General features: G+C 73.8%; 10 protein-coding genes. 3 read left to right on the forward strand and 7 right to left on the reverse strand.

The window, feature by feature from the left end:
- Positions 1 to 65 precede the first annotated feature (65 nt).
- From ACRYMN_RS16265 to ACRYMN_RS16275, 3 genes are read right to left on the reverse strand one after another with little or no spacing between them, the layout of a single operon-like run.
- Positions 66 to 1,400: an ABC transporter substrate-binding protein gene (locus ACRYMN_RS16265; protein WP_432497253.1), complete on the reverse strand. Its 1,335-nt coding sequence runs from the start codon at positions 1,398 to 1,400 to the stop codon at positions 66 to 68.
- A gap of 32 nt (positions 1,401 to 1,432) precedes the next feature.
- Entirely contained in the window at positions 1,433 to 2,365 is a 933-nt protein-coding gene (locus tag ACRYMN_RS16270; protein WP_432497256.1) for a carbohydrate ABC transporter permease, read from the reverse strand.
- The gene (locus ACRYMN_RS16275) at positions 2,362 to 3,306 is read right to left on the reverse strand and encodes a carbohydrate ABC transporter permease (protein ID WP_432497277.1); all 945 of its coding nucleotides are present in this window, start codon (positions 3,304 to 3,306) and stop codon (positions 2,362 to 2,364) included. Before ACRYMN_RS16275 ends, ACRYMN_RS16270 begins: the two co-directional genes overlap by 4 nt.
- Before the next feature lie 461 nt (positions 3,307 to 3,767).
- On the opposite strand from ACRYMN_RS16275, the gene ACRYMN_RS16280 reads away from it, so the two are divergent.
- Together ACRYMN_RS16280 and ACRYMN_RS16285 are read left to right on the forward strand one after the other, a co-directional pair.
- Positions 3,768 to 4,811: a LacI family DNA-binding transcriptional regulator gene (locus ACRYMN_RS16280; RefSeq protein ID WP_432497259.1), complete on the forward strand. Its 1,044-nt coding sequence runs from the start codon at positions 3,768 to 3,770 to the stop codon at positions 4,809 to 4,811.
- 76 nt (positions 4,812 to 4,887) lie between these two features.
- Complete coding sequence (locus ACRYMN_RS16285) at positions 4,888 to 5,892, forward strand: LacI family DNA-binding transcriptional regulator (protein ID WP_432497261.1); 1,005 nt, start codon at positions 4,888 to 4,890, stop codon at positions 5,890 to 5,892.
- On the opposite strand, the gene allB is transcribed toward ACRYMN_RS16285, so the two are convergent.
- From allB to ACRYMN_RS16305, 4 genes are all read right to left on the reverse strand, one after another.
- Positions 5,855 to 7,225 (reverse strand): allantoinase AllB, encoded by a 1,371-nt coding sequence (gene allB, locus ACRYMN_RS16290; RefSeq protein ID WP_432497280.1) that lies wholly within the window; start codon positions 7,223 to 7,225, stop codon positions 5,855 to 5,857. The genes ACRYMN_RS16285 and allB overlap by 38 nt on opposite strands.
- A gap of 95 nt (positions 7,226 to 7,320) precedes the next feature.
- Positions 7,321 to 8,106: a GntR family transcriptional regulator gene (locus ACRYMN_RS16295; protein WP_432497263.1), complete on the reverse strand. Its 786-nt coding sequence runs from the start codon at positions 8,104 to 8,106 to the stop codon at positions 7,321 to 7,323.
- Between the two features lie 16 nt (positions 8,107 to 8,122).
- Positions 8,123 to 8,878 carry an aspartate/glutamate racemase family protein gene (locus ACRYMN_RS16300; protein ID WP_432497265.1) on the reverse strand — a complete coding sequence of 252 codons (756 nt, stop codon included), beginning with the start codon at positions 8,876 to 8,878 and terminating at the stop codon, positions 8,123 to 8,125.
- The gene (locus ACRYMN_RS16305; RefSeq protein WP_432497267.1) at positions 8,875 to 10,383 is read right to left on the reverse strand and encodes an NCS1 family nucleobase:cation symporter-1; all 1,509 of its coding nucleotides are present in this window, start codon (positions 10,381 to 10,383) and stop codon (positions 8,875 to 8,877) included. Before ACRYMN_RS16305 ends, ACRYMN_RS16300 begins: the two co-directional genes overlap by 4 nt.
- 193 nt (positions 10,384 to 10,576) lie before the next feature.
- Here ACRYMN_RS16305 and ACRYMN_RS16310 point away from each other — a divergent pair, with 193 nt between their 5' ends.
- Positions 10,577 to 11,221 carry an MBL fold metallo-hydrolase gene (locus ACRYMN_RS16310; protein ID WP_432497269.1) on the forward strand — a complete coding sequence of 215 codons (645 nt, stop codon included), beginning with the start codon at positions 10,577 to 10,579 and terminating at the stop codon, positions 11,219 to 11,221.
- The last annotated feature ends 109 nt before the right edge of the window (positions 11,222 to 11,330 follow it).

Below are 11,330 nucleotides of genomic sequence, written 5' to 3' on the forward strand. Positions count from 1 at the left end.
GAGGGTGTCGAGGGGTGGGGCGCCCCGGGCGCCGGCAGCCGCCGGCACCCGGGGACGGGCGGTGCCTAGGCGCCGATCTGGTTCTCCAGGTCGGCCTGCGCCTGGTCGAGGGCGTCCTGGGGCGGCACGTCGTTCTCGAAGATCTCGGTCCAGGTGACGGTGGTGAAGATGTTGTCGACCGCGGGCAGGTTCGGGTTGGTGAACGCGTCGAAGTGGCCGATCTCGTCCTTGACCTCGTTGAGCGTGTCGAACAGGTTGGTCCGGAAGTACTTGTTGAACTTGTTCTCCGGGTTCTTCGTGACCGCCTCGTCCTCCCAGACCGACATGTTGGCCGGGTCGAAGCCGAGGACCTCCCACACCGCGACGTTCGCCTCGGGCGAGAGCTTGGCGAAGGCGAGCCACTCCGCCGCGAAGTCCTTGTTCGGGGAGGAGTCGATGACGGCGGTACCGGTGCCGCCGCCGCCGATCGTGGCGACCTCGCCGCCCTCGAGCACGGGGGCGGGTGCGATCGCGATGGCACCGGCGAGGTCGGGCATGTAGTCGACGAAGCGGGAGGTGTACCAGGCCGGGTACACGATCGCCGCGTAGTCGCCCCGGTTGATGGCGCCGTACGCCTCCTCCGCGTCGGGGCTGCCGCCGGGGATCGTGGAGATCGCACCCGCCTCCTGCATCCGCTTCTCGAGCTCCAGGGCCTGGACGACCTCGGGGCTGTTGACCGCGACACCGCCGTCCTCGTCGAAGAAGTTGCCGCCGTGCTGGGCGACGAGCAGCGGCTCGACCATGTTGACGCCCGTGCTGGCCACGCCGAACGCCTTGCCCGTCGCCCGGTTGTACGCCGTGCCGGCGGCCTGGAAGTCGTCCCACGTCCGGATGGTCGTGTAGTCGATGCCCGCCGCCTCGAGCAGGGCGGCGTTGTAGAAGGTCACGAACGCGCCGACGTGCGTCGTGAAGCCGTAGAGCGAGCCGTCGCGGCTGTACAGGTCCAGCTGCGCCTGGACGATGTCGTCCGCGTACGGCTCCGCGGCCTCGGTGAGGTCCATGAGCGGCGTCCGGCCGTCCTCCGTGACGAAGTTGGAGAACTTGCTGACCTCGATGTCGACCACGTCGGGCAGCCCGGAGCCGGAGTTGGCGGCGAGCTGCAGCTTGTTGTGCATGTCGTCGTAGGGGTACACGGTGACCGACAGCTCGACGGGGCGGTCCGGGTTCTGCTCGTTCCACGCCTCGGCCATCTGCTCGTAGTAGGTGCCGTGCAGCTCGGCGAACACCCACATGTTCAGGGGCACCGCACCACCCTCGGTGGTGGTGCCGGCCTCCTCCGAGTCGCCGCTGCACGCGGGCAGCACGAGCGCGCTCGCGACGCCCGCGGTGGCCAGGGCGGTGAACTTCCTTCTGCCGATCATGGTGTGCCTTTCGTTGCTCGTGCGGAGGTCGGTCAGCCCTTGAGCGCCCCGGCCGTCATGCCCGCGATGAAGAACCGCTGGAAGAGCACGAACAGGACCAGGACGGGCAGCAGGGAGAAGAAGGAACCGATGATGAGCAGCTCGTAGTTGTTGCCGTACGGGGTGAGCAGCGTGTTGAGGCCGATCGGCAGCGTGAACTTCTCCGCCGAGCGCAGCACGAGCAGCGGCCACAGGAAGTTGTTCCAGATGACCATGCCGTTGAGGATGGCCATGGCGGCCAGCGCCGGCTTCGCCACGGGCAGCACGATCTTGAAGAAGATGCCGAACTCGGTGACGCCGTCGACCCGGCCGGCCTCGAGCAGCTCCTTGGGGATGCCCAGGAAGTACTGCCGGAAGAAGAAGATGGTCACCGAGGCCGCGAGGAACGGGAAGACGACCACCGAGTAGGAGTCCGCGAGGCCGACGTCGTTCACCATGACGTACAGCGGCAGCATCATGATCTCGAAGGGCACCGTCATGAGCAGCAGGACGGTGATGAACCAGAAGTTCTTGCCCCTGAAGTCGTACATCGCGAAGCCGTAGGCGACGAACGCGCTGACCAGCAGCGTCCCGGCCACCTGCACCGCGGTCAGGACGACCGAGTTGAGGAACCAGCGGAAGTACAGGCCCGAGTCGGTGAACAGCATCACGTAGTTGTCGAGCGACAGGTCGCTCAGCTCGATGTCCCACGTGAGGCCGTTGCGGATGATCTGGTTGCCGTCCTGGAACGTCCCCACGAAGACCGCCGCCAGCGGCAGGAGCACGATCAGCGCGATGACGACGAGGAAGCCGGTCTGGACGGCCGTGAAGAGGCCCCGCGGCAGCGGCTGCTTCGCGCGGACCGGGCGCCGGCGCACCGCCGGCGGGCCCGGGGGCGCGGGGGCCGGCGGGACGGCCGTGCTCGGCGAGGGGATGCCCGCGCTCATCGCTCCTCCTTCGCGAACGTCCCCGTGAACTTGAGGTACGTCAGGTTGATGGTCATGATCACCACGAGGAGGACGATGCCGACCGCGGAGGCGAAGCCGAGGTCGTTCTCCTCGATGCCCTGGCGGTAGAGGTAGCCGACGACGGTCAGGCCCTGGTTGTTCGGGGAGTTGTTGCCGGCGTACAGCATGAAGCTCTCGAGGAACATCGCCAGGCCGCCGTAGATGCTGATGGTGGTGACGTAGACGAAGGTCGGCTTGAGGTTCGGCAGGGTGATCCTGAAGAACTGCTGCACCCGCCCGGCGCCGTCGATGGACGCGGCCTCGTAGTACTCGTCGGGGATGGACTGCATGCCCGCCAGGAAGTACAGGACGTTGACGCCGGTGTAGCGCCACATCGCCAGGGCCAGCAGCGCGATGAGGCCGCCGGTGTCGGTGCGCAGCCAGCGGACCGGATCGGCGCCGAACAGGCCGACGACCTGGTTGATCAGGCCCGTGCTGGTCTCGGAGAACATGAGCCGGAAGATGATGCCCGCGACGACGACGGACGTCAGCGCCGGCACGAACAGCGACGCCTTGAACAGGTTCTTCACCCGCGCGCTGCCGATCCTGGAGTTGATGACGGCGGCGAGCACCAGCGGCACCGGGATCAGCAGCACCAGGGTGAGCACCATGTAGCGGGCGCTGTTGAACATCGCCTGCCAGAAGATGCGGTCGCGCCAGAGCCGCTCGTAGTTGTCGGCGCCGACGAAGGCGGCCTCGCCGAACACCACCTCCTGCGTGCTCATGACGACGGTGCGCACCAGCGGGAACGCCCAGAACGCGAGGAGGGTCACGACGAACGGTGCGATGAAGAAGTACGGCGCCAGGCGCTGGGAGTAGAGCAGGTCCCTGACCGGGCGCCGCCCGCGCCCGGTGCGCGGTGGCGGCTCGACCCGTTGCAACGTTGCCACTTCGTCTCTCCTGCTCGTCGGCGTGCCGGACGTCACTGCCCCGCTCGACGGCCCGCGTCCTCGCGCGCCGGCGACCGCGTGCGGTCCCTCGGTGGTCTCGCCCCTCCGCGGGCCGGGCACGGGTCCTCGTCCACTATGACGTTACAAACCCGTGACCTGCGTTATTACTACGTCGTAAGGTCGGCGACAGTGTCGACCGGCGTGGACGCGCCTGTCAAGGAGGCTCGGGCGAGGGCGCGAAGCGGGTGCGGCGCGGGTGCGGACCCCGGTGCTGACCCGGGTGCGCGCGGGGTCCGCGATGTACGATGGCGCCGGTTCCGGCCGGCCGGTTCCCGGGGCGCCCCCGGGGCAGCTCAGCCGGGGCGGCACCGGCGCGCAGCCGGGACACGACCACCCGCCGGGGACGCTCCGCGTGGGCGTCGACGGCGCTACGAGAGCGCGGAGCAGCCGTCGTGAGAGTCACCATGCGCGATGTCGCGCTCCTGGCGCGCGTGTCGAACAAGACCGTCTCGAACGTGGTCAACGACCACCCGCACGTGCACCCGGAGACGCGGGCGCGCGTCCAGCGGGCCATCGCCGAACTGGGCTACCGCCCGAACCTGTCCGCGCGCGGCCTGCGCTCGGGCCGGACCGGGGTCATCGGCCTGGCCGTGCCCGAGCTGCGCCAGCCCTACTTCGCCGAGCTGGCGGACGCGGTCATCGCCGCCGCGGAGCGCCGGGGCCTAGGCGTCATCGTGGGCCAGGCGGGCGCCGACCGCGACCACGAGATCGCCGTGCTCGCCAGCGGGCTGCGGCAGACCGACGGGCTGCTCTTCAGCCCCGAGCGGCTGGGGACCGAGGACCGCGGCCTGCTGGACCACGTGCAGTACCCGCTCGTGCTGCTGGGCGAGCGCATCTTCGGGGGCCCGACCGACCACGTGACGATGCACAACGTGGAGGGTGCGCGGGCGGCCGTCGAGCACCTGCTCGCCCTGGGGCGCCGGCGCGTGGCCGTGGTCGGCGCCCACCCCGACGGCCGCACCGGCCAGCTGCGCCCCTCCGACCTGCGGGTGCGCGGCTACCGGGAGGCGCTGGCGGCCGCCGGGCTGCCGCAGGACGGCCGGCTCGAGCGGGCCGTCGCGCCGTGGCACCCGCAGAACGGCGCCGACGCCACGCGCGAGCTGCTCGCGTCGGGGGTGGAGTTCGACGCGGTCCTGGCCCTGAACGACACCCTGGGCATCGGGGTCCTGCGGGCCCTGGGCGAGGCCGGCTGCCGCGTGCCGGACGACGTGGCCGTCATCGGGTTCGACGACATCGCCAACGGCCGCTTCACCCTTCCCTCGCTCTCCAGCGTGGACCCCGGCCGGGAGGAGATCGCCGAGACGGCGGTCGCGATGCTCGTCGAGCGCATCGAGGCCGGCGCCCCGGCACCGCGGGCGCCGCGGCTGCACAAGGCCCCCTTCCGCATCGTGGCCCGCGAGTCCACCGTCGGGGGCGGGCGGGCACCGCGGGGGTGAGCGCAGAGGTGTCCAGGGTCGGCGGTGCCGTGACCGCACCACCGCGCGCGCGCCACCGGGGTGGGAGGATCACGGCATGGTGAGGATGGTCGACGTGGCGCGGGCCGCCGGCGTCTCGACCATGACGGTCTCGAACGTCGTCAACGGGCGGCCGGGCGTGGGCACCGAGACCCGCACGCGCGTCCTGGCCGCCGTCGACGAGCTCGGGTACCAGGTCAACGCCGCCGCCCGCAGCCTGCGCACGGGACGCACCGGCGCGATCGGCCTGGTGCTGCCCGAGCTCGACAGCCCCTACTACGCGCACCTGGCCGACCGGCTGTCCGCCGCCGTGGGGAGCCGCGGCCGGCACCTGCTGGTGGAGCGCACGGGGGGCGTGCGCGAGCGCGAGCTGGAGGCCGTCTCCCCGGGGCGGCTGCGCCGGTACGACGGGGTGATCGCCACCCTGGTGCAGCTGGGTTCGAGGGACCTGAGCAGGCTCCGGTTCGAGACGCCGGTCGTGTTCCTGGGCGAGAGCCCGGTGCCCAGCAGGTTCGACCACGTGGTGATGGACAACGTCGGCGGCAGCCGGCAGGCCACGAGCCACCTGCTGAGCACCCGCTCGCGGCACGTCGCGATCGTCGGGGGGCGGCGCGCGGGCACCGACGACATGGCGTCGCTGCGCACCCTCGGCTACCGCCAGGCGCACGCCGACGCCGGCCTGGACGTCGACGAGGACCTCGTCGTGGAGGTCGGCTGCTGCTCGTGGGCCGACGGCTACCGCGCGGTCACCGCGCTGCACGACGCCGGCCGCGCGTTCGACGCCCTCTTCTGCGTCACCGACGCGCTCGCGACGGGCGCCCTGCGCGCGCTGGCCGACCTCGACCTGCACGTCCCGCGCGACGTGCAGGTCGTCGGGTTCGACAACGGCGAGCAGGCCGCCTTCCTGGTCCCGCGGCTGTCCTCCGTCGAGCCGGGCAACGACGCCATCGCCGAGCTCGTCGTGGACCTGCTCGAGCAGCGCGTCCAGGACCCGGGCGACGCGCGCCCGGGGGTGACGAGCACCGTCACCTCGCGGCTGGTCCTGCGGGAGAGCACGCGCTGACCGGGACCGGCGCGCGCAGCAGCTCCCCGCGCGCCTCGCCGCCGACCGGGTCCACCGGCTGCCCGCGCCGCCACGTCGAGCGCACCGCGCCCACCAGCGCGCGCCCGTCGTAGGGCGTGACCGGGTTGCGGTGCAGCAGGTCCGCCGCGTGCACGGTCCACGCCTCGTCGGGGGCGAACACCACCAGGTCGGCCACGCACCCAGCCGCGAGGCGGCCCCGGTCGCCCAGGCCCACCAGGTCCGCGGTGGCCGTGGACATCCACCCCACCACCGCCGCCAGCGGCACGCCGCGCGAGCGCGCGGCCGTCCACACCACCGGCAGGCCGATCTGCACCGAGGCGATGCCGCCCCACGCGGTGCCGAAGTCGCCGGTGTCCAGGTGCTTGAGGTCCGCGGTGCACGGGGAGTGGTCGGAGACCACGCAGTCGACGGTGCCGTCGCGCAGCGCCTCCCACAGCGCGTCCTGCTCGGCGCGCCCGCGGATCGGCGGGCAGCACTTGAACGGGGTGGCGCCGTCGGGCACCTGCTCGGCGTCCAGGGCCAGGTAGTGCGGGCACGTCTCGGCGGTCAGCCGCGCGCCGGCGGACCGGGCGGCGGCGACCTCGGCCACGCCGGCCGCGGAGGACAGGTGCACCACGTGCGCGCGCGCGCCGGTGCGCAGCGCGGCGCGCGCCACCGCCCGCACCGCGGCCGCCTCCGCCGCCGGCGGGCGGGAGGCGACGAAGTCGGCGAAGACGGGCCCGCCCGCGCCGGCCGCGGCGGCGATCGCCTCGGCGTCCTCGGCGTGCACGAGCAGCAGCCCGTCCACGGCGGCCAGGCGGGCCATCGCCGCCTCCAGGCCGGCGGCGTCCAGCGGCGGGAACTCCGGCACCCCCGAGTCGAGCAGGAAGCACTTGGCGCCGAACGCCCCGGCCCGCAGCAGCGGCACCAGGTCCTCGAGGTTGCCCGGCACCGCCCCGCCCCAGAACCCCACGTCCACGGCGCACTGCCCGGCCGCGGCGGCGCGCTTGACCTCCAGCGCCGCCGGGTCGAGGGTCGCCGGGACGCTGTTGAGCGGCATGTCCAGGATCGTGGTCACCCCGCCCGCGGCGGCCGCGCGGGTGGCCGAGGCGAAACCCTCCCACTGCGTGCGCCCGGGCTCGTTGACGTGCACGTGCGTGTCCACCAGGCCCGGCAGCAGCACCTCGTCGTCGGCCAGGACCACCTCGCGCCGCGCGTCCCAGGGCGCGTCGCGCGCGGCCACGGCCGCGATGCGCCCGTCGAGCACCCCCACCGACACCGCGCGCTCGCGGCCGTCCACGACGGCCCGCCCGGCGCGCACCACCAGGTCCACCGCCGGCAGGTCCACCGCCGGCAGGTCCACCGCCGGCACGTCCACCGCCGGGCCGGGGCCCTCCTGCCGCGCACCGTCCACCGGGACCGCTCCGCTCACGCGTCCTCCCCCCTGCTCGTCGTCCTGCTCGTCGTCGCGCTCGTCGTCGCGCTCGTCGTCGTGCTCGTCGTCGCGCTCGTGCTCGTGCGCCGCCGGGGGCGGCGCGGCGGGACCACCGACCCGCGCGGGGCGCAGGGCCGCGCGCGCACCCGCCGCGCGAGCGCGTCCTGGTGCGCGGCGGCCGCCTGGAGCAGCGCGGCGGCGTCGCGCGCGGCGAAGGCGGCCAGCATCGCGCCGTGCTCGGCGTGCAGGTGGGCGGCCTCGGCCGCCCCGAGGTCGCCCATCGGGCGGTACGGGTCGGTGAGGTCCCAGACGCGGTCGAACACCGCCAGCAGCCGCGGCATCCCCGCCGGGCGGGTCAGGGCGGTGTGGAAGGCGCGCGAGGCGCGGTGGTAGCCGCGTTCGTCGCCCTCGGCCGCGGCGCGGCCCAGCTGCTCGTGGGCCAGCGCCGCGGCCGCGACGTCCTCCCCGCCGCCGCGCTCGACCGCCACCGCCAGCGCGGCCAGCTCCAGCGCCCCGCGCACGCCGAACAGCTCGGCCAGCTCGCCGTCGGCCAGCTGCGTGACCGTGTAGCCGCGCCGGGGGCGGTGCTCGACCAGCCCCTCCCCCACGAGCGTCATGAGGGCCTCGCGCACGGGGATGCGGCTGACGTCGTGCTCGGCGGCCAGGGCGTCGACGTCCAGCGCCGAGCCGGGCGGCACCGCGCCCTCGACGATGTCGCGGCGGATCGCGTCGAGCACCGGGCGCGCGCCGGCGCCGTCTCCCGCTCCGGACCGCTCCACCGCCGCCCCCTCCCCCTCACCCGGGCGCGGGGCGCAGGGGCCAGCCCAGCACCCGCCCGGGTTCGGGCGGAGCGTAGCTGCGCACCTTCGAGGTGCCCAGCCCCAGGGCCACCAGCGACTCGGCCAGGCGCACCGCGGCGGCCACGCCGTCCACGACGGGCACCGGCAGCGCCGCGGCGACGGCCGCGTGGACCCCGGCCATCCCGGCGCAGCCGAGGACGACCACCTCGGCGCCGTCCTCGTCCACGCAGCGCTGGGCCTGCTGCGCGAACGCCTTCGCCGTCAGCTCCGGGTCCGCCTCCAGCTCCAGCACCGGAAGGTCCACGCTGCGCACCCCCGAGCAGCGCCGCTCCAGCCCCGCCAGCAGGAGCCGGTCGCGGATGGCGGGCGCGGTGCGGTCCAGGGAGGTGACGACGCCGTAGGTGCGCCCGAGCAGGCAGGCGGTGTGCGCGGCGGCCTCCGTGATGTCGACGACCGGGACCTCCAGCACGTCCTGCAGGGCCTCGCGGCCGGTCTCGCCGAAACCGGCGTGCACCACCGCGTCGAAGGGCCCCTCGTAGGTGGTGACGCGGTCGAGCACCCCCACCGCCGACAGGTGGCTCTCGACGTTGGACTGCACCGACGCCGGGCCGAACCGCGGGGTCAGGGCGACCACCTCGGTGCCCGGCGAGGCGGCCGCGACCGCGCTGCGCCGGATCACCTCGGTGACGGCCTCGGTGGTGTTGACGTTGACCACCAGGACCGTGGGGCCGCGAGAGCCCGTGCGGCTCACCGGCGCTCCGGCGCCGGCGCGGGCACGGGGATGGAGTTGCGCAGCGCCAGGTAGCCGGCGAACGCCACGCCCGCGCCGATGAACCAGCTGAAGGACGCGGCGGTGGGGCTGCCGCTGAACACGACGGCCATCGCCACGACGGCGCCGGCCGCGGTCACGCCCACGGCCACCGGGTTCCAGCCCTTGACGTAGTGGTAGGTGCCCGCCGGGTCCATCGTGTACAGGTCGTCGACGACGACGACGCGCTTCTTCACCAGGTAGTGGTCGGCGATGAGGACGCCGTAGAGCGGGCCGATGAACGCGCCCAGGGTGTCCAGCGTGTAGTGGATGGTCTCCGGGGAGCCGTACAGGTTCCACGGGGTGATGAGGACCGAGCCGACCGCGGCGATCATCCCGCCCGCCCGCCAGCTGATGCGCTGCGGGGCGACGTGGGAGAAGTCGAACGCCGGTGAGACGAAGTTCGCGACGATGTTGATGCCGATGGTGGCGATGATGAACGTCAGGCAGCCGAGCACGGCGGCGGTGACGCTGTCGATGCGGTACACGGTCTCCACCGGGTCGGTGATGAGCTCGCCGTACACCGGCACGGTGGCCGAGGCGGTGACCACGCACAGCACCGCGAACACCAGGAAGTTCACCGGCAGGCCCAGGAAGTTGCCCTTCCTCACCGCGCCCATGGTGCGCCCGTAGCGGGCGAAGTCGCCGTAGTTGAGCATCGGGCCGGAGAAGTACGAGACGACCAGGGCGATCGCGCTCACCATCACGCCGACCGCCGCCAGGCCGGTGTGCTCGATGCCGCCGAGGTTCAGCGAGACGTTCGAGAACCCGGCGCGGGTCACCAGGTAGCCGGCGAGGGCGAACATCACCACGTACACCGCCGGGCCGCAGAAGTCGATGAAGCGGCGGATGGCCTCCATGCCGCGCCAGAACACCAGCGCCTGCAGCAGCCACATCGTGCCGTAGGCCGCCCACCCCAGGGTGCTCAGGCCCGCGAACCCGTGCTGGTCGACGTCGGCGTACGGCGCCCACGACGGCGAGAGCTTCAGCGCCAGCAGCACCAGGGCTTTGGAGGCCAGGTAGGTCTGGATGCCGTACCAGGCGACGGCGATGAGGCCGCGGATGACGGCCGGCACGTTCGCGCCGAGCACGCCGAACGCGCTGCGCGCCGCCACCGGGTACGGCACCCCGGTGACCTGGCTGGGCCGGGCGACCAGGTTGCACAGGAAGTACACGATGACGATGCCCACCACGAGGGCGGTGAGCACCTGCCAGGCGGCCAGGCCCAGGGCGAACAGGCTGCCGGCGGTGACGTACCCGCCGACGCTGTGCACGTCGGACATCCAGAACGCGAAGAAGTTGTACGACGTCCAGCGCTTCTCGCGCAGCGGCGCCAGGTCGGGGTTCGTCAGGCGCGGGTGGTACCCGGGCTTGACCAGGCCGTCACCGGCCAGGTGGTGCCCGGGCGCGGCCGCGACGTCCGCCGCGGCACGTGTCACGTCTGTCATGGCTGCTCCAGCGGGTGCGGTCGGAGGGGCCCGGCACCGCCGCAGGTGCTGCGGCGGGCGCGGTGCGCTCCACGCTAGGGACGCCAGGTTTCCGCCACGTAACCGTGCGGATATATCCGCGCCGGGTGCGCGCCGGGTGCGCGTCGGCTGCGCGTCGGGTGCGCGTCGCCCGCGAGCGGGCCACCATGGGGGCGTGCGCATCACCCGCTACGGCCACAGCTGCCTGCTCGTCGAGACCGCCCGCGCGCGCGTCCTGCTGGACCCCGGCGCCTTCAGCAGCGGGTGGGAGGAGCTGACCGGCCTCGACGCCGTGCTGCTGACCCACCAGCACCCCGACCACGTCGACGTCGAGAAGCTGCCGCAGCTGCTCGAGTCCGACGACGGCGCCGCCCTGCACGCCGAGCCGGAGACGGCCGCGTCGCTGCGCGGGGCGGGCATCGAGGCGGTCGCGCTGCGCGCCGGCTCGTCGCTGGTGCTCGGCGACCTGACGGTGGAGGCCGTCGGCGGCGAGCACGCCCTCATCCACCCCGACGTGCCGCGCGTCGGCAACGTCGGGCTGCTGCTGCGCGCCGAGGGCGAGCCCACCGTGTTCCACCCGGGCGACAGCTACGCGACGGTCCCGGCCGGGGTGGACGTGCTCGCGCTGCCGCTGAGCGCCCCGTGGGCGGCGAGCAGGGAGATGGTCGACTTCGTGCGGGCGGTGCGCCCGGCCACGGGCTTCGCCATCCACGACGCGCTGCTGACCGACGCCGGCCGCGGGCTCTACGCGGGCCAGGCCGAGGACCTCGGCGGCCTGGCGCTGCGCCCCCTCGAGCACGGCGTCCCCGCGGACTTCTGACGCCCCCGGCGGGGGGGGGGGGGGGGGGGGGGGGGGGGGGGGGGGGGGGGGGGGGGGGGGGGGGGGGGGGGGGGGGGGGGGGGGGGGGGGGGGGGGGGGGGCGGGGGGG

Origin of the sequence: Kineococcus gypseus, from assembly GCF_050871305.1 — a bacterium.
Taxonomy (GTDB): domain Bacteria; phylum Actinomycetota; class Actinomycetes; order Actinomycetales; family Kineococcaceae; genus Kineococcus; species Kineococcus gypseus.

Coding starts and splice junctions, on each gene's coding strand:
- ACRYMN_RS16265 (WP_432497253.1), bottom strand. CDS start 1,400: ATGATCGGCAGAAGGAAGTTCACCGCCCTGGCCACCGCGGGCGTCGCG.
- ACRYMN_RS16270 (WP_432497256.1), bottom strand. CDS start 2,365: ATGAGCGCGGGCATCCCCTCGCCGAGCACGGCCGTCCCGCCGGCCCCC.
- ACRYMN_RS16285 (WP_432497261.1), top strand. CDS start 4,888: ATGGTGAGGATGGTCGACGTGGCGCGGGCCGCCGGCGTCTCGACCATG.
- ACRYMN_RS16305 (WP_432497267.1), bottom strand. CDS start 10,383: ATGACAGACGTGACACGTGCCGCGGCGGACGTCGCGGCCGCGCCCGGG.